At 63.2% G+C, this 18,385-nt stretch carries 13 protein-coding genes; 3 read left to right on the top strand and 10 right to left on the bottom strand.

The window, feature by feature from the left end:
* Positions 1-149 precede the first annotated feature (149 nt).
* A complete protein-coding gene (locus H587_RS0101940) occupies positions 150-1,100 on the bottom strand; it encodes a DMT family transporter (RefSeq protein WP_245560804.1) in 951 nt (316 codons plus the stop codon).
* Positions 1,101-1,869: 769 nt separating this feature from the next.
* Here H587_RS0101940 and H587_RS0101935 point away from each other — a divergent pair.
* Positions 1,870-2,709 (top strand): EF-hand domain-containing protein, encoded by an 840-nt coding sequence (locus tag H587_RS0101935; protein WP_027174821.1) that lies wholly within the window; start codon positions 1,870-1,872, stop codon positions 2,707-2,709.
* Here H587_RS0101935 and msrB read toward each other — a convergent pair.
* From msrB to H587_RS0101915, 4 genes are all read right to left on the bottom strand, one after another.
* Positions 2,706-3,707, bottom strand: coding sequence for a peptide-methionine (R)-S-oxide reductase MsrB (msrB, locus tag H587_RS0101930; protein ID WP_034608404.1), 1,002 nt, complete (start codon positions 3,705-3,707; stop codon positions 2,706-2,708). The genes H587_RS0101935 and msrB overlap by 4 nt on opposite strands.
* A gap of 390 nt (positions 3,708-4,097) precedes the next feature.
* A complete protein-coding gene (locus H587_RS0101925) occupies positions 4,098-5,414 on the bottom strand; it encodes an HlyD family type I secretion periplasmic adaptor subunit (RefSeq protein ID WP_084630327.1) in 1,317 nt (438 codons plus the stop codon).
* Complete coding sequence (locus H587_RS0101920; protein ID WP_027174818.1) at positions 5,411-7,087, bottom strand: ATP-binding cassette domain-containing protein; 1,677 nt, start codon at positions 7,085-7,087, stop codon at positions 5,411-5,413. Before H587_RS0101920 ends, H587_RS0101925 begins: the two co-directional genes overlap by 4 nt.
* 48 nt (positions 7,088-7,135) lie before the next feature.
* Positions 7,136-8,458, bottom strand: a complete 1,323-nt coding sequence (locus H587_RS0101915; RefSeq protein ID WP_245560803.1) for a TolC family protein — start codon at positions 8,456-8,458, stop codon at positions 7,136-7,138.
* A gap of 186 nt (positions 8,459-8,644) precedes the next feature.
* Here H587_RS0101915 and H587_RS0101910 point away from each other — a divergent pair, with 186 nt between their 5' ends.
* Positions 8,645-10,855, top strand: a complete 2,211-nt coding sequence (locus tag H587_RS0101910) for a CHASE2 domain-containing protein (protein ID WP_027174816.1) — start codon at positions 8,645-8,647, stop codon at positions 10,853-10,855.
* 101 nt (positions 10,856-10,956) lie between these two features.
* Positions 10,957-11,376, top strand: coding sequence for a hypothetical protein (locus H587_RS0101905; RefSeq protein ID WP_027174815.1), 420 nt, complete (start codon positions 10,957-10,959; stop codon positions 11,374-11,376).
* A 29-nt stretch (positions 11,377-11,405) separates the two neighbouring features.
* On the opposite strand, the gene H587_RS20460 is transcribed toward H587_RS0101905, so the two are convergent.
* The 5 genes from H587_RS20460 to glmM all read right to left on the bottom strand — a co-directional run bounded on the left by H587_RS20460 (position 11,406) and on the right by glmM (position 18,360).
* A complete protein-coding gene (locus H587_RS20460; RefSeq protein ID WP_156904421.1) occupies positions 11,406-13,031 on the bottom strand; it encodes a hypothetical protein in 1,626 nt (541 codons plus the stop codon).
* The gene (locus H587_RS16910) at positions 13,028-13,561 is read right to left on the bottom strand and encodes an OmpH/Skp family outer membrane protein (protein ID WP_034608402.1); all 534 of its coding nucleotides are present in this window, start codon (positions 13,559-13,561) and stop codon (positions 13,028-13,030) included. The genes H587_RS20460 and H587_RS16910 overlap by 4 nt, the downstream gene beginning before the upstream one ends.
* Positions 13,562-13,647: 86 nt before the next feature.
* Positions 13,648-16,008, bottom strand: a complete 2,361-nt coding sequence (gene priA / locus H587_RS0101885; RefSeq protein ID WP_027174812.1) for a replication restart helicase PriA — start codon at positions 16,006-16,008, stop codon at positions 13,648-13,650.
* A 99-nt stretch (positions 16,009-16,107) separates the two neighbouring features.
* Positions 16,108-16,974 carry a UTP--glucose-1-phosphate uridylyltransferase GalU gene (gene galU, locus H587_RS0101880; RefSeq protein WP_027174811.1) on the bottom strand — a complete coding sequence of 289 codons (867 nt, stop codon included), beginning with the start codon at positions 16,972-16,974 and terminating at the stop codon, positions 16,108-16,110.
* A 30-nt stretch (positions 16,975-17,004) separates the two neighbouring features.
* The gene (gene glmM, locus H587_RS0101875) at positions 17,005-18,360 is read right to left on the bottom strand and encodes a phosphoglucosamine mutase (RefSeq protein ID WP_027174810.1); all 1,356 of its coding nucleotides are present in this window, start codon (positions 18,358-18,360) and stop codon (positions 17,005-17,007) included.
* Positions 18,361-18,385 lie beyond the last annotated feature (25 nt).

The raw sequence follows: 18,385 nt of genomic DNA, 5'->3' as shown, positions 1-18,385 counted from the left end.
ATCGTTTGTGTGTTGTCAAGCGATGGCCATGGTGCGCCCTTGGCATGGAGACTAGCCAACCGTGCAAGCTTAGCAGGTGGCATGAAGGACGCGATGCTCCTTGGGTTGCGCAGCTTGAACGTGACCTACTGACAAAGGGAATTGGCAGGTCATGTTTGGCTGAGGATGACACCGCTTAAGGTCAGGGCGGCGGCAAGATACTGTGTTGGGGTGAGGGTTTCGCCAAGTACGAACTGCCCCATGAGGACGGCAAACACAGGGATGAGGTTGGTGAAGGCGGCAGCCCTGCTTGCTGGGATGCGGCTGACAGCCATGTTATAGAGGCTGTACCCGACAAGGGTGACAAAAACACCGAGGTAGATGATGGCTAAGGCCGGGGTCATCAGAGGGACATCCGGGCTAACGGTGGAAGGAAAGGCGATGGCCAGGGGCAGGAAGAAAGCGATGCCGATATAGGCTTGCATGGCGGTCAAAACGAGCGGGGGGTAGCGGAGACAGAGACGCTTGAAAAGGACCGTATATCCTGCCACCGAGGCCACTGCGAGGAACTCTAACAAGTTGCCAAAGGCTGGGGCCGGGGCCGATTCGGTAGCTGCTCCCGCAAGAGACAGCCAGATCGCTCCAGCGATGGCCAAGGCGAAGCCAAAGGCAGCTCGTGAGGTGATCTTTTCCTTGAGCAGTAATACTGCCGCACCTGCGACCATGAGGGGCTGTGTGGAAAAGATCATGCCAGCCTGGGAGGCGGAAGTATAAGTCAGCGCCAAGGTCTCGCATACGAAGCAGATACATGGCTGGAGCAGGGCCATAAGGAACAACCATTTCCAGTCGCCGGGCAAGTAACGCACGTTCCCACGCCAACCCTTGAGTAGGGGCAGGAAACACAAACCGGCCACGACCATGCGTCCAAAGACCACAGCCATGGGGTGAAACCCCTTAAGGGCGTACTTCAAGGCGACGAACGAACTCGCCCAGATAAGCATAGCTAGGACAAGCTTGGCCAACGCTGCCCAGGAATTGGATGCCAATGTCATTTCTCCATGAGAAGGATTTGACTTAATCCCCTGCCTGCCCAGGCTGCAAATATCAAGCTCAGTGGTCAAGCCTCTCGCATCGAGACGTGGGAGAGAGCGCCGCGTCCCGAACGCGGAGACCGGACACCACCCAAGCCCAGGAGAACTGAAGGACTTTGCTTGTCCTGTCCAGCACAGCAGGACGCACGGCATGATACGCAGTACAGGGCGCTTCTGTGGTGTCAGCGCCTCGGCATCATGCAGTGCGCGGAGGATTGCTTGACTTCGCCCCGAGGTTGCAGGCATGGTGCATCGTCACAAGGCACACCTACAGGACGCCACGGCACAACCACACAGGGCACGGCCCCCCGGCACGGGGTAACTGTGGGAGAAAAAGAGGTCGATATTGCCCGCTCACATTTCGACGGCAAAACTCGTGGAACTCGAACCCACGTCCCAGACAGGAACTTGAAAACAAGGGCTTGACCCCCGCCCGTGTTTCCGTCACATGCAGGCCAGGGGATGGGGCTGATCCTGGTCCCCTAAACTGGTACACCAAAGCTTCCAGGCTGGAGAGGCAAGTTTAGGAATAACAGCAAGTTACAAGCGCAAACCCGGAATCCCACCCTCTCCGCCATATCGAATCATCCTGTCCGAGCAGGACGGCAAGGCCCCATGCGGGGCCTTTTTCGTTTCAAACCGGCCGAGGCATTGGCTTCAAGTGATTTTTCACCTTGTGTCGCCCATTCCACCGCGTGGCTGCACGATTCTTGCTCCGTGCCCCGAGGAGGAAAAACATTCCTCCCCGGAACGACGCCGCACAAACGGCGGGGGCCATCCCGCCGAAAGGAGAAATATCATGTATCGTGTGACCAGCGCCATGATCGCCCGCTACATGCCCGGTCTCATGACCGGCAGCAGCGACAATTCGCAGACCTCGGAAACGTCCGCCGCCGGAGCCCAGGTGGCCGCGCGCAAATGCATCCAGGACAATGACAAGAATCGAGACAACGTTCTGACCAAGGACGAAGTGACCATTTCCGATGAGGCGTTTCAAAAACTGGACGCCAACGGCGACAACGCCGTTGATCGAGACGAGATGCGCACCTACCTGAGCAAGAACGGCAAGGCCATCCAGACCTATGTCAAAAACTACAAGTCGTTGTCCAAGACGAGCAATATCCTCAACGAACTCATGGACAACAGCAGCGATGTCGGTTCCACGGACCTGGCCAAGGCCGCGACCGAATACATTAAAAAGAACGACAAGAACAGCGACGGCGTCCTCTCACGCAGCGAAACCAAGATGGCCAATGAATCGTTCACGAGGATCGACACGAACAAGGACGGCGTCATCAGCGCCGAGGAATTGACCACGTTCCTGAAAGGGAGCCGGCAACTGCTCGATTCCATCACGAATTCGAGCACATCCAGCGATTCGAGCAGCACGTCCAAGGTGATCGGCAATTACATCGACAAAAACGATCGGGACAAGGACGGCAAGCTCACGCGCAGTGAAACCAAGCTCACCTCCGAGGCATTCGCCAAGCTCGACACGGACGGCGACGGCAAGCTCAACGCCGAAGAATTGAAGAAGCTCGTCCAGAGCAACGAAAGCCTGTTGAAGAGTTTCTCCTCGGCTTCGAGTTCGGCGAGCAGCACGGATCTGCTCTCCTATCTCATCAAGCAAGGAGTCTAGTCAGGTTCGAACAGGGAACGATACGCGCCGTAGCCTTCGCGCTCCAAGTCCCGGGCGGGCACGAACCGCAGGGCCGCCGAGTTCATGCAGTAGCGCATGCCCATGGGCGGCGGGCCGTCCGGGAATACATGCCCGAGATGGTTGCCGGAGCGCCGCGCCAGCACCTCGGTGCGCGGGGGGAAGAGCGACTCGTCCCGGTGGGTGCCGATGCTCTCCGGCTCCAAGGGGCGACTGAAGCTGGGCCAGCCCGTGCCGGAGTCGTACTTGTCCCGCGAGGCGAAGAGCGGATCTCCGGAAAGCACGTCCACGTATATCCCCGGTTCCTTGCGGTCCCAGTGTTCGTTGGCGAAGGGCGGCTCAGTGCCGCTCTCCCTGGTCACGTGATATTGCAAGGGCGTCAGCCGGGCGCGTAACTCCTTCTCCGAAGGCGAATCGCCTTCGCCCGCGGCCGGTGGCGCCACGGGTGATGCCTCCGCACCCCAGACCTCCTCCAGAAAGCTGTCCCGACCTGATCCGGCCCGATACTGGGCATAGTGGGCCGGTCGACGTCGGCAGTACTTCTGGTGTCCGTCCTCGGCCGGGTAAAATCCCGTGTACGGCCGGATGTCCACCCGGATCGGGACGCGGAACCGACCCGTTTTCTCCAGACGTTCGAGCGAGGCCTCCGCCAGCCGCCGCTGCTCCACGTCATGATGGAAAATCACGGGAGCGTACTGGGGGCCGCGATCCACGAACTGCCCTTCGCCATCCGTGGGATCGATGTGCCGCCAGAACCAGTCCAGAAGCTCGTTGTATGAGATTTGTCCGGGGTCGTAGACCAGTTGCACGGCCTCCACATGCCCGGTGCGGCCGGTGGCCACCAACTCGTATCGGGCCTCCTCGGCCGCCCCTCCGACGTACCCGGACGTCACTGAGAGCACTCCGGGAAGTTTGAGAAAATCCGCCTCGATGCACCAGAAGCACCCTCCGGCGAAGGTGGCCTTGCGTTTCAGCGTCATGAGAATCCTCCCGGCTGTCGAGTCGTGTGCGGCAGCATGGTTCAGGTAACGCCTAGGGAGCGGGTGTCAATGCGGGCACTGCATGGAACCAATTCGATGGTCTGTGCCGCCCGCATCCCAGGTCTTCCGGAGGCCAAAAACCCCGTTTTGTTTCTGGATGGGAATAAAAATTTTAGTATTGAATTTCAATATATAGATTTTATCTAGTCAATTTCTAGATTCAATATTATGTCAGACGGCTTTTTTATAAAAGAGGCAAAGCGTTCGCTCACTGACGAAAAAATAGAACTATCCCAGCGTGATGAATCGTTGTTCCATTTTTTCTGAAGAAACGGACTGATGCGGCGAGTCCGGCCGCTCATCGCGCCGGAGGGATGTCGTGGGGAGTGGTCAGCGTTCCTGAAGGCCTTGGCTCATGGTGTCCAGGAAAGGATCAAGGATGTAGCCGAGCACGCTGCGGGAACCGATGTGGATTCCCGCCACCACGCGCATGCCCGGATAAAGTTGGTAGCGATCCGACCCGCTGGAAAAATGATCGCGTTCGGTTTCCACCAACACGCGGTAGTAGGTCGCTCCGCTGGGCATACTGATGGCGTCCGGGCTCACCTGGGTCACCTTGCCCTCCAGGAAGCCGAAGCGCCGGGCGTCGCGGGAGGCCAGTTTGATCACCGCCCGCTGTCCCGGCTGGACATAGCCGATGTCCGCGATGGGCAGATGCGCCTCGATGATGAGCGTGTCCCCGGCGGGAACGATGTCCATGATGGTCATGCCCGGCTTGATGATCTCGCCCACATTGACCACGTAAAGCGCCTTGACCACACCCGCCACGGGTGAGCGGATCACCGTGCGTGTCAGCTCGTCCGTATACTTGCGCAGCCGCTGGCTGAACTCCAGAAGGTCGGTCTGGGCCTTGCGCAGGGCTCCCTGCACTTCCTCGTGATAGGCGTTCAGGATGCGTTCCCGTTCACTCCGCGCGGCGGCCAGGGCCGAATTGGAGCGGTCCAGCGCGGCCGTGTCTTCCTCGATGCGGCTCACGAGGTTGGATTCTTCCTGCAAAAAACTGAGGTGTTTGTATTTCGAGGTGAGCTGGTCCTTGAGCAACGAGGCGCTGATGGCGATCTGCTGGCGCAGCAGTTCCAGGCTGTGGCGTGAATTACGCAACCGGGCCGTGATCTCCTCCACGTCCTTCTCGCGCTGGCGGATCTTTTCGTCCTGCCCGGTCAATTCGCTTTCCAGGCGTTTACGCCGAGAGCGGAAATGCTCCTGGGACTGGTTGACCACTTCCGGGGACTCCCGCCGGATTTCCTCGGGATAGTCGGGCTCGGCCTTCCCCTGCTCCTCGGCCTCCAGCCGGGCGATCTCCACCCTCAGGGAGTTGGTTCGGACCTGCAATTCCTCCACGTTCGTCTCGCTGGAGGTGGTGACCAGCTCCACTAAGGGCTGGTTTTCGGTCACAGTGTCGCCCTCGCGGACCAAAAGCTCGCGGATGATGCCGCCTTCAAGGTGCTGAATACGCTTGACTTTTGAGCGAGGAATGACTTCCCCCTGAGCTTCGCTCACGATGTCCAGCCTGCCCACGAGGCTCCAGAAGAAAAGCAGCAGGCAGCCCGCCCCGCACAGGTAGAAGAAGGAACGCGTGGCCCGCGAGACCAGAACCGTGTCGTCTCCGGGATCGATCACCGGGCTGAACAGGTCCGCGAATTTCATGACGCCGCCTCCCGCTGCCCGGCCCTTGCCGTGCGGACCACGCTGGGCACGGGCTTATCCGAGAGATCGAGCACTTGTGCGGCGACCCGAAGTATCTGCGGGTCGCGCGTGACGACGACGATGGACATTCCCGCCTTGGCCAGGCGTCCGAGGACGCCGTGGACCGCAGCCACGCCTTCGGCGTCCAGGCCTTCGGTGGGCTCATCGAACACAGCCAGCCGCCCGGCCGGAACCAGGGCGCGGGCCAAGGCCAAGCGCTTGCGTATGCCCGCCGGGAGATCTCGCCCGGCCTCCAGAATGATCGCGTCGAGCCCGTCGGGGCTCATATCCAGGTGTCGGCGTAGTCCTGCCAGTCGCACGACCTCGTTGAGCCGCTCATTGGAGGCTTCCGGCATATTCAGGAGGATATTCTCGCGGAAGCTACCGCTCAGGAAGGTAGGATCCTGGGGCAGGTAGAGAACTTGTTTGCGCCACCATTCCAGGGCGAGCTGGCGCAATTCCACTCCGTCGACGAGGATCTGGCCGCGCAGCGGGTCCAGGAGTCCCACCAGCAGACGGGTCAAGGTGCTCTTGCCCGATCCGTTGAACCCATGAACCACCAGGATGTCCCCGGGAGTCAGCGTCAGGTTGAGTGATTCGAAAAGCGGGCCGCTGGCGTTGGGATAACCGAAGGTCACGTCGCGCAGTTCGATCCGTCCGGTAAAGGACTTCAGGGCGGTTCCCGAAAGGGATTCGCGCGGCAGGCGCTGGAACTCCTCGATCATGCGCAGGCTTTCCCCGGCCTTGTCCAGCAGGAAGGATGCCTGCATGAAACCCGAGGCCAGCTGAACGACCTTGGCCGAAAGGATGCTCACGCCGATGAGCCCGCCCACCGACAGATCACCGCGCACGGCCTGCACCGCGCCCACCGCGTAGACAAGCACGCGCAGCAGCATGGCCGCGCCGCCTATGAGCGCCTGCCCCAGGCCGCGCTGGGCGGCGAGCTTCCGTTGCAGGGAAAGGATGGCCTCCGTGTGTCGGTTCCAGAGCCGCCGCACGAAGAATTCGCCCATGAACGCGCGCAGGGTGTCTCCGCCGGAGAGCACGGAAGACACCAGGTCGCGGTGGGCCGCGGTGGAGGAGCGCATCTCCCGGAAGGCCGAACGTCCGGCCGTGACGTTCATCCAGCCGCCGATCAGCGCGGCAGCCGTGGCCAGGATGGTCAGCAAGGCCAGGAGCGGGCTCAGGAGGAACACGGCCAGAATGAAGATGAGCACGAACGGCAAATCAAGGATGGCCGTGAGTTGCGGGGCGCTGTACGCGGTCTGGATGGTTTGGAGCCCATCGACCATCTCCTGGAGCCGGACGCGTGGAATGCGGTTCAGAGCCGAGAGGCGCACCTGGGTCAACGCGGACAGCAGGGCCGAGGCCAGTTCGCGGTCGGGAGCCACGCTTACGGCCGAGGCCAGCCGCGTGCGCACCGAGGCGAAGGCGAACCCCAAGCCGGCGGCAAGGAGCGTCCCGGTGGTCAGGGTGATGAGGGTGCCGTCAAAGCCGTAGCCCATATAACGGTTCAGAACCTGGATGACGAAGATGGGCGAGGCCAGGGACAGGACGTTGACGAACAGGGAGGCGGTGAGGATCTCCCAGGCCAATCGGCGCGAAAGGAAAAGGCGTCTGAACAGTTCCTTCATGGCGTGGGGACGCCTTGCGGACGTCGGTCGTGTCCGCCCGGGGGAACCCTAGCGGGCCACGTTGTCCAGGGACACGTGCCCCATCTGGTACAACAGGGTGTAACCGGCGAGGGTCTCGTCGATCTCCGTGGCCACGCGTGAACTCACGGCGGAAATATAGTCGCGTTCTCCCACCAGGATGTCCAGGAGATTGACTTCGCCGCCCATGGCCTTCTTCTTCTTGATGAGCCCCAGGAACTCCCAGGTGATGTTGGCCTGGTTCTGATACAGTTCCACATTCTTGCGCATGGTTTCGAGATCGACCCAGGCGTTGCGGACGTTCTCCTCCACCGTGCGGCGACGATCAAGGAGCCCCTTGCGCGCGGCGGTGACGTCGGCGTTGGCGGCGCTCACGTTCTCCATGTCGCCCATGCCGGAAAAGATGTTGTAGGTCATGAGCACGCTGGCGCGGTTTTCGTCGCGCAGACCTCTGTCGCCCTGGTCGTTTTCCTTGCGCAGGGTTTCGCCCACCAGTTGGAACTTGGGGTAGAAGCTCGCCTTGCGGGACTGAAGATCGCCCTCGGCGCGGGCCACCGAGGATTCCAGTTCCTTGAGCGCGAAGTTGTTCTTCACGGCAGTGTCCAGGGCGACGTCCAACGTGTCGGGAATGAGTCCCTTGGGCAGCACGGGCACGACCATTCCCTGGATCTGGACGTCAGTGGGCTCGAAGCCGAAGACGGAGCGGAACATGTTCTTGGCCGTGGCCAGGGCTCGCTCCTGGGTCACCCGGTAGGATTGGGAGCCCGCGAGCTGGGCCTTGACCTGAAGCTCTTCGTAGGACAGCCCGGCTCCCCGGGCGACCAGAGCCTCCTGCATGCCGGAGAGGCGCTTGATGTTGTCCTCGGACTGGATGGCGTATTTCAGCGTTTCGCGGGCCCGGATGGTGGTGAGGTAGGCCGAGATGCCCCGGATCAAGACATCCTGCACGGTCTGGTCGCGCCGGGCTTCCATTTCGCCGGACAGGCCGGAATACATGCCGATGTTTCCCGATGTGCCGCCGAAATCGTAGAGCAATTGGGTGGCGCGCAGCCCCTGGACGTTGCGCCACTTCTCCGTGGTCGCCTGGCCGGGCTTGCTCATTTCCTCGTAGCCGCCCTCGGCCGTGGCGTCCAGACGCGGATACCAGCCGCTTTTGGCCTTTTCCACCATGTGCTGGGAGGATTCATAGGAGGCCTCGGCGGCCTTGATGCGGTCATGGGTCACGGCCAGATCGCGCAGCAGGGGTTTGAGGGGGAACTTCGGAACGTCCTGCGCCTGGGCCGCGCCGGACAGCGCAAGCAAAACGGCCGCCATGCAGAGCAGCAAACAATTCTGAGCCGAACGACGCTTCATTCTCCCCCCCTGAGCGTTCCGACAGCCTTGCTTACGAGGCTTATTTTTTGACTATTTAGAATAAATAAACAAAAAAATCTACTCCCAATACGACGAGAAAAAAGATACATCCCGAAACATCAAAGCATGGGTCGCAAACGCTCCGCAACATGCCGTCCAGCACTGCCGCACCACGGGGAGGGAGCCATGTCAGTCAAGCCCAAGAAGCGTTTCAAGACGGACAAGCTCATCATCCTCGCATCAGGGCTCGCTTGCACCTGCATCATGGCGTTGTTGTTCGTCTTCCGCCCGCCAGTCTTGAATTTCCTGGATTCCAAGATATATGACGTCCTGCTGACGCGCGGGACGCACAAGGCGGCCACGAACCTGCCGCTCATCGTGGACATCGACGAAAAAAGTCTCGCGGAATACGGACAATGGCCCTGGCCGCGTTACCGGGTCGCCCTGTTGCTGGCCAAGTTACACTCCGCCGGGGCCTTGGCCGTGGGGCTGGACGTCCTCTTCGCCGAACCGGATCGCACCTCGCCGGCCATATTGCGCGAGCAACTCAAGAAAGAATTGCAGGTGGACGTCTCCTTCCAGGGGTTGCCGCCGCAACTGGAAGACAACGATCAAGTTTTGGCCGGAGTGCTGGCTTCGGGGCCGTTCGTGCTCGGCTTCAATTTCACGCACTCCTCGACCGGGGCGACCGGAACGGAGTGCGACGTCAAGCCCGCGAGGGTCGCCCTGCTCTCCGGCCCCGACGCACTCAAGCCCGAGCAGTGCCTGCATCAGGCCCGGGAGATGATCTGCCCATACCCGCTTCTGGCCCAAGCCGCGTCCGCCTGCGGCTTCTTCACCACCGTCTCGGATCGGGACGGCACCCTGCGTCGCGTTCCTCTTCTCGTCTCCTGGAACGGCAGGCTCTACCCCAGCCTGGCCCTGGCCACGCTCATGCAGGCCGCCGGAATCAAGAACGCGGTGCTCAAGCTCGGGCCCAGCGGGGCCGAATCCCTGCGGGTGGGGCAGGCCGTGGTGCCCTTGAACAGCCTGGGCGAGATGCTCGTGCGCTACCAGGGCGGGGCCGGAGCCTTCCCCTATCTCAGCGCCGCCGACATTCTTTCCGATCGCGCCGACCTCGGCCAGCTGAAGGACAAGATCGTCTTCATCGGCACCTCGGCGGCCGGGCTCAAGGATCTGCGGTCCACCCCCTTCGATCCGGTCTACCCCGGCGTGGAGACCCACGCCACCATTGTGGACAACATTCTTTCCAAAGACTTTCTGTCCATCCCGGACTGGGCACCAGGCGTGGAATTCCTGAGCATGGTCCTGGTGGGTGTGCTGACCACGCTCCTGCTCACCTGGGCACGGGCCGTCTGGTTCACCATCCCGCTGGCGGCCCTGGCCGTCGGCTTGTGGCTGGGCGCGATCCACGTCTTCGACAACCTGCGTCTGTACATCTCGCCGCTCTTTTCCTATCTGGCCCTGGCCGCGAACTTCGGTCTGATCACGGCCTTCAAGTTCTGGCGCGAGGAACGAGCCAAAAAATTCATCCACGGGGCTTTCTCCCATTACCTGGCTCCGGCGGTGATCTCCCGGATCATGGATAATCCCGACGCGCTGACGCTGGAAGGCGAGGAGAAGGAAGTCACGGTCCTCTTCTCGGACGTGCGCGGATTCACCAGCCTTTCCGAGAAGCTCACGCCCACCCAGGTCACGGAACTCCTGCACGCCTATCTCACTCCCATGACCCGGCTCATCACCGAGAACTCCGGCACCTTGGACAAGTTCATCGGCGACGCCATCATGGCCTTCTGGAATGCCCCCCTGGACGTGCCTGACCACCAGTTCCGCGCCCTGTCCGCGGCCCTGGTCATGTTCGACCGCTTGGAGGAGTTGAACCGGGAATTCGAACGGACTTACGGCTTCGGCATCCAAATAGGGGTGGGACTGCACAGCGGTCGTGTGCGCGTGGGCAACATGGGCTCGGCCGACCTCTTCGACTATACCCTCATCGGCGACAACGTGAACCTCACCTCGCGCCTGGAGAGTCTGACCAAGTACTACGGCCAGCGCATCCTGGTCAGCGACGCCATCCGTGAGGCCTGCGGCGAGCGCTTCATCTTCATTGAAATGGACCGCGTGCGGGTCAAGGGCAAGACCGAGCCCGTGACGCTCTACACCGTTCACACCAAGTCCCAGGCCGAAGCCCAGGCCGAAGAATTGGACGCCTACGGCCGGGCGTTGAGCCTGTATCAGGCCGCGCGCTTCGACGAGGCCGGGAACTCCTTCAAGGAATGTTCCTCGCGTTTCGGGGAGAAGATCCTCTACTCGATGTACGCGGAGCGTTGCGAGGCGCTTCAGGCGCAGCCGCCCGGACCGGACTGGGACGGCGTGTACACGCACAAGACCAAGTAGGCTCGCGAGCCTCGCCGTCCGGGACGAAACCGCCCGCCCTAAAGAACGGCGCCCCTCGCGCCGATAAGACGCGCGAGGACACTGTACAAGCGAGGTGGAGCATGGCCCCGACTCTCAGCAGCGGCATGGAATTCAAAAGGGCCCTTGAGTTGGCCCATAATGGCGACCTGGACGGCGCGCGGGCGATCCTCGGGCGGCTTCAGGGCGACTATCTGCGGCTGTGCGAGGAAAACGAGGCCTTGCGCCGGCAAATGGACGAAGTCGCCAGGGTTTTGGACCTGGCCGAGAACATGGAGTTCGACGGACAGAAATACTGGCTGCTGGAGAATTTCAAGAAAAAAGGTCCGTTCTGTCAGGTCTGCTACGACCGCGAGGCGCTGCTCGTGCGCCTGCAGGAGCACGACAAGCATTGGCACTGCCAGGGCTGCGGCAATCTCTACCTCAAACGCCGGGCGTCGAACGCGGGCAAGACCGGCCTGCGCTCCGTCCTGGGAAAGACCATTCCCCTCTTCGGCGACTGATCCTGGGGCGGGCCTCCCCCCAATCCCACCTACGGCGAGAAGCGTGTGCCGAACAGCATGGTTCGGCGCAGCCAGAACTCCAGTTCTCCGCGCGGATCGAAATGCGCCACGGCGTAGGCCAAGCCGTTGGGATTCATATCCGGCAGGAAGATGTCCAGAACCACGTCCCGCCCGGCCTGACGCTTCTGTCGCCAGATGCTCCGGGAAAAATCCTTCAGGGCTTCCGGCTCGGGAAGAACGGTCACGTCGAGGAAAATCTTCACCTCGATGACCGCCACGTCACCCACGCGATCTTCCTCGCTCTCCAGAATCTTGTAGCGGTACCCGTGCAGCGTGCTGTCCGCCACGGGCATCTCCGGCCGCCTGGGAGTGAAGGGGTTGGTCAGGCCCTTGGCCACCGGGGCCTGGACGGACGGCGCTTGTGGCTTCGCCGCGACCGCTGAAGACGACGATGCGGGAGCAGTGGTCGGAGGTGCGGGCGCTGGGGTCAGGTCTGGACCTGCCGGCCGGGGCGGGGCCTCGGACGGCGAAATTGATGCGGCGGCTGGTGATGGGGGGATAGTGGTTTTCGGCGAGTCCTCGGCTTGCCCATCGAGTTCGGCGCGCGTGGCGTAGCCCCAGGCCTTGGCCGGATCGGGCGCGGTTTCGGATGGTGAGTAGACCGCGTACCAGTTTTGCCCCACATCTTCCACGCGCACCGGCGTGCCCCGCTCCAGCGTACGGGCGTGTCCGGCGTGGACCGAGGGGCTGCGGGAAAGGGCTACCTTGTTTTTGGTCGTGAGAGCCTGGCCCCAATTCGTCGAGTTCATGAGCGCCATGGGCGGTGTGGCAGGTTCCAGCCGGGGTTCCTCGGAACCGGGACGGGATTTTGAGGGGACCGGGAGCGGCCGCACCGGTTCGATAGGGGCGAGTGTCACGTTCTTGCCCGCAGGCAGCAGAAAACGCGCCTTGGAATAGCCGATGGCCCGGGACTCATCGCGTACCGGGGCGTCGGGGGGGAAGACCGCGAACCACCCATCGCGGAGAAAGTCCACCTTGACCACTTCGCCCGGCTTGAGCGTCCGCACGTGTTCGGAATCGGGGTCGCGTTTCGCGCGGACGGCCAGTTGGCGGTCGGCGGAGCGCAGTTCTCCCCAGGCGTTGGAGTGGCGCGCGGCGGCCTGGATGGGCGGCGCTGCTTCCGGGGAAGTGGAACTCGCCGTCGGGGCGGACGGCTTCGGAGTCTCCTCCCGGGACGGTGCGGCGGACGCGGGTGTCGTCTCTTTGGTGCTCGCGGCGACATCTTCGGCTGGGACGGGCGGTTTCACAGCCGCCTGCTTGGGTTGGGGGGCTGGCGACGCCGCAGGGCTGGTGGTCGAAACGGCTGCCCCGGCGAGAGCGGGCTTGAAGAAACCGGCCCGGGCGTAGCCGAGGGCCCGGGATTCGTCGCGGGTCTTCTCCGTGAGGCGGAAGACGGCATACCAGTCGTCGCGGAGGAAATCCACCCGAACGACCTCGCCGGGCATGAGCACGTCGCGGGAAGGTGAATTGAGATCACGGGATTGCCGCAGGTTCACCGGGCTCACCGGGGTGGCCGTCTCGCCCCACTCCTGCGCACCGGCTGGAAGCGCCAGGAAAAGGACGGCCAGAAGGACAGGCAGTACTCTTTGGATCATTTCTTCTTCGGCGGCGGCTGGTCGCCGGCCTGATCCAGGGCGCGCAGAACCTGGTCGGTGATGTCCATGGCCGGATCGACGTAGCCGATGGCCTCCGGGTCGGTGAGGATCATGGTGAAGCCCTGGCGCGTGGCGATCTGGCGCATGATCGCGTCGGCCTTCTGCATGACGTAGCGGGCCAGGCGCTGCTCCTCCACCCGCACTTCCTCGTTGCTTTCCTGGATCAGCCGGTCCTGTTGCTGGAGTTTCTGCCGCAAGGCGTCAGCCTTGCGGCGGGTCTCGTCCTCGGACAGGTTCCCGGCCTTCAATTCATTCTGCAACGCCTGGAGTTCCTGGGTCGCGGCCTGGATGCGGCGATCCTTCTCCTGGGCGAAGCGGTTCAGGTCTTCCTGGGCCACCTTGCCCACCTTGGATTCGTTGAGCACGCGCTGGGGATGAAGAAAGCCCACCTTGCCCTGTTGGGCCAGGGTCGGAACGGCCGTGGCCAGGGCCAGGACAAGGACAAAAAACGCGGTGCGGAATGCGGACATGTGGTCACCTTTACAATCGGTTGGCGGAAAAGATAGCCGCTTTGCCCCTTACTGTCGAGGCCGGACGGCCGGATGGCAGCCCATGCTCAGAGCATGTTCACCGGGTCCAGGTCCAGTTCCAGGCGCAGATGGCGGGGAGCGGGGTTGTCCCGGTGCAGGCGCGCGAACAGGTTGCGGATGGTGGGCCAGTCGGCGGCCTTGAGTAGGCAATGATAGCGCTTGCGTCCGCGCAGCCGGGCCAGCGGCGCCGGGGCCGGTCCCAGGGCCGTGATGGACAGGGGCTTGGCCGCCGCGCGCAGAGCTTTGCCGAAGGCGGCCACGGTCGCCCCGCCTTCCTCCCAGTCTACCGGGAAACTCAGGCGCAACAAGGCCAGCTTGACGAAGGGCGGATAGCGGTACTTCTCCCGCAAGGCTATCTCGCGCTCGTAGAAGCCTTGGTAGTCACCCTCGATGACGAATTTCCAAAAAGGCAGCCCGGGGTTGCGGGTCTGGATGAGCACCTCGCCGTGCCGTTCTCCGCGACCAGCCCGCCCGGATACCTGGACCATGAGTTGGAAGGCCCGTTCCGAGGCGCGATAGTCCGGAAGATTCAGGCCCAGGTCCGCGTTCACGGCCACCACCAGGGTCACGTCTGGGAAATGGTGTCCCTTGGCCAACATCTGGGTGCCCACCAGAACCTGGGCCCTGCCCTGGGAAAAACGGGCCAGGATGTCTTCCAGACGTTCCTGGCGGCGGGCGCTGTCCCGGTCCAGGCGCAGGATGCGTTCAGGTTCCGGAACGAGCTTGCGGAGCTGTTCTTCCAGCCGTTCGGTGCCCTCGCCCAGGGGCAGGAAGTTCCCCCCCCCGCAGCCGGGGCAGAGCAGCGGCCAGGACAGGGTGTGGCCGCAGTAGTGGCAGACGAGGCGTTCGCTGCGCTTGTGCCAAGTCAGGCCCACATGACAGTCCGGGCAACGCACGGTCTGGCCGCAGTCCAGGCAGTACATGAGCGGGGCGTAGCCCCGACGATTGAGCAGGATCATGGCCTGATCCCCGGCGGCCAGGGTTTCGCGCAGCCGTTCCAGGGCCTCGTCGGCCAGCGGAGTTTCAGGGTCGCGCAGTTCCGTGATGTCCAGCACGCATACCGAAGGCAGGGTGCCGCCCCCGGCGCGATGGGTCATGGTCACCAGTGGGATACGGCCGGAGCTGGCGGCGTGGAAGGTCTTCAGATCCGGGGTGGCCGAGCCCAGCACCAGAAGCCCGCCCTGGCTCCCCACCCGGAAGTGCGCTACCTCTTTGGCTTGATAGGACAGGCGCTCCTCCTGTTTGAAGGATTCGTCGTGCTCCTCGTCCAAGACCACCATGCCCAATTTGGGCACAGGCAGGAAGAGGGCCGAGCGCGTTCCCACCACCAGGGCCGGGCGTTTGCCGCGGCCCAGCCGCAGAAAGGACGCCTCGCGCCGGGCCGGGGATTGATAACCGTGATAAAAAATCCGCTCCGCCTCCGGGAAACGTGTCGAGACCGCGCGCCAGAGGGCACAGGCCAGGGCCACCTCCGGCGCCAGAAGAATGGCCGAGCGGCCGGACTCCAGGCAATGCGCGGCCAGCTCAAGGTAGACGTGCGTTTTGCCCGAACCTGTGACCCCATGCACCAGCACGCTTTCGGCCCCCGACGACTCCAGCGCCGTACGGAGTATGGCCAGGGCCGCTTCCTGCTCCCCGGTATTGGCCAATTCCTCCGCGGGAGTGGCGCAGACTCCGACTCCGGATTCAAAGGGATCGTCCTCTTCGGCGGCATAGGACACGCGCACGAGACCGGCGTTGGCCAGAGCCTGGGCCAGCGCCAGTGCGCCGGGGCCCAGGACGCGGGCCAGGGCTTCCAGACTGTGCGGCCCCTCGGCCAGCAGGAAGTCCAGGAGTTCGATGCGTTTTTTCGCGTTGGGCCGGACGGGCCAGGGCGGATCGCAGGCCAGGGAAACCTGGCGCTCACGAGCTTCCTTGGCCGGATGAACCCTCACGCGCATGTTTCCGGCCAGCCAGATGTCCATGAGCGCGGCCCGGTTCGCGTCATCCATGGATTTCAGCGCCCGTGGCGGCAATCCGGCCGGAAAGCGTCCACCGGCGCGGTCGGCCAAGGCGAAGGTCAACTGGGCCGTGCGTAGGCCGCGCGGCAGTATGGCTTCCAGGATGCGCCCCAAGGGGACCATCTGACGGGCGGCGAGGTTCCGGGCCATGTCCATCCAGGCCACGTCCAGCAAAGGCTCGCGGTCCAGCGGCCACAGCAGCTCCTTGAGCGTCACGCCTTCGGGCGCATTCTCTTCCGGCCCTTCGAGCACGGCGGCGCGCAATCCCTGTCCCACGGGCGCGAGAACCCGCTGGCCGGGCCATGGCTCGGGGAACCAGGCCGGTCGCGCGTAGGTCAGGGCCGCGTAGGGTGGGCTCGTGAGAACGGCCCGCCAAAGTGCTCGCATGATGTCCACCGGGGTTGCGTACTTGTGGTTAGCCCAGGGAGTGGGCGAAAAAAAGCCCCCGGGGAACGCCCCGGGGGCCGTGATTCCCGCGATCGTCCGTCAGCAGGGCATGAGTTCGCGCAGCCGCCGCACCAGGGGTTCGCGCAGTTCCTCGTCATGCAGGGCGAAGTAGATGTTGGCCGTGAGATATTCGACCCAGTCCCCGGCGTCGAACCGCTGACCGCGCAGGCGCACCGCCAGGAGTTTTTTGTCGTTGGCCAGCCCCTGCAGGGCGTCGGTGAGCTGGATCTCGCCGCCCACGCCCGGCTTCACGTTCTCCAGGTGCTGGAAGATTTCCGGCAGGAGCACGTACCGGCCCACGATGGCCAGCCGCGAGGGCGCCGTGCCGATGGCGGGCTTCTCCACCAAGTTGCGCACCCGGTACATGCCCGGGGCGTATTCTTCGCCCTGGATGATGCCGTAGCGGTTGACCTTGTCCTCCGGCACCTCGATGACCCCGACCACGGCCATGTTCTCGCTTTTGGCCGCGTCCAAGAGCTGGCTGATGCCGGAGTGCATGCCGAACATGAGGTCGTCGCCGACCATGACCGCGAAGGGGTCGTTCTTGCAGACCTCCTTGGCGCAGAGCACGGCGTGGCCCAGTCCGAGCTGCTTCTTCTGGCGTACGGAGATGATGTTGACCATCTCGGCCACGGCCCGGACTTCCTTGAGGATGTCCAGTTTGCCCGCGCGCTCCAGGGTGTCCTCCAGCGACGGGTTGTAGTCGAAATGGTCCTCGATGATCTTCTTGTACTGGTTGTTGATGAAGACCACGTCGGTGAGCCCCGCGTTCATGGCCTCCTCGACCACGTACTGGACCACGGGCTTTTTGAAGATCGGCAGCATTTCCTTTGGGATGTTCTTGGTCGCGGGAAGGGACCGGGTACCCCACCCGGCCACGGGAATGACGACCTTGGTGATCTGCATGCTGCCCCTCCTCCTCTGCCCGCGCGCCGCTCAGCGCAGGTTTTTTTCCAAGAGTTCCGCCAACTCCCCGGCGTATTGCTCGACCTTGTCCGGGTTCTCGCCCTCGACCATGACCCGCGCCAGAGGTTCGGTGCCCGAGTAGCGCAGAAGCACCCGCCCCTTGCCGGCCATGTCGCGCTCCACGGCCTCCACGGCCTTGGCGATGGCCGGTACTTCCTCGAAGGGCGTCTTCTTGACCACCCGCACGTTCTTCAGCACCTGAGGGAACGGTTCGAGAAGATGCGCCAATTCCGACAGAAGTTTACCCGTGTCGCGCATGATCCGCAAGAGTTGCAGGGCGGCCAGCAGACCGTCGCCCGTGGTGCTGAACTCGCGGAAAATGAGGTGGCCGGACTGCTCCCCTCCGAGCATGGCGTTCTCGCGCCGCATGGCCTCGACCACGTAACGGTCGCCCACCGGCGTGCGCATGAGCCTTCCCCCATGGTCCTTCATGAAGATTTCCAGGGCCATGTTGCTCATGACCGTGGCCACCAGAAGATTCTTGTTCAGCTTCTCCTGCTCCATGAGGTCCAGGGCGCAGAGAGCCATGATCTGGTCGCCGTCCAGGATGCGGCCCTTCTCGTCCACCACGATGAGCCGGTCGGCGTCGCCGTCCAGGGCCAAGCCGATGTCCGCGCCCTCGTCCTGGACGATGTCGGCCACCACCTGAGGATGCAGGGAGCCGCAACGGTCGTTGATGTTCAGGCCGTTGGGCTTGACGCCCACGCTGATGACCTCGGCGCCCAATTCCTCCAGGATCAGCGGGGCCACGGAATAGGCCGCGCCGTGGGCGCAGTCCACAACGATCTTGAAGCCGTCCAGGGTGAGAACCTCGGAAAAACTGTGCTTCAGGTAGACCACGTAGCGGCCCCGGCTGTCCTGAATCTTGTGGGCGCGGCCCACCTTGTCCGCGGCAGGGAAGTCCCAGGCCGGGTTCTCGGAGAGGACCATCGCGGATATCTCGTCTTCGACGTCGTCCGGCAGCTTGAAGCCCTGACGGTCGAAGAACTTGATGCCGTTGTCCATGAAGGGGTTGTGCGAGGCCGAGATGACCACGCCCAGGTCCGCGCGCATGTTGCGGGTCAGGAAGCTGATGGCCGGCGTCGGCAGGGGCCCTACCAGGAAGACGTCCATGCCCGTGGCGCAGAAGCCCGAGGTCAGGGCGGTTTCGAAGATGTAGCCGGACAGCCGGGTGTCCTTGCCGATGACCACGCGGTGCATGCGTGCCCCGTCGCGGAAATATTGGCCCGCGGCCAATCCCAGCCGCAGGGCGATCTCGGGAGTCATGGGGAAGGTGTTCACTTCCCCGCGCAGGCCGTCAGTGCCGAAAAGACGTCTCTTGCTCAAGGCTGTTCCTCGCGAAGTCCGCCCG

The organism is Desulfovibrio aminophilus DSM 12254 (assembly GCF_000422565.1).
Lineage (GTDB): Bacteria > Desulfobacterota > Desulfovibrionia > Desulfovibrionales > Desulfovibrionaceae > Aminidesulfovibrio > Aminidesulfovibrio aminophilus.
The sequence above is the reverse complement of the archived record's forward strand: the minus strand, read 5'-3'. Positions and strand labels throughout refer to the sequence as shown.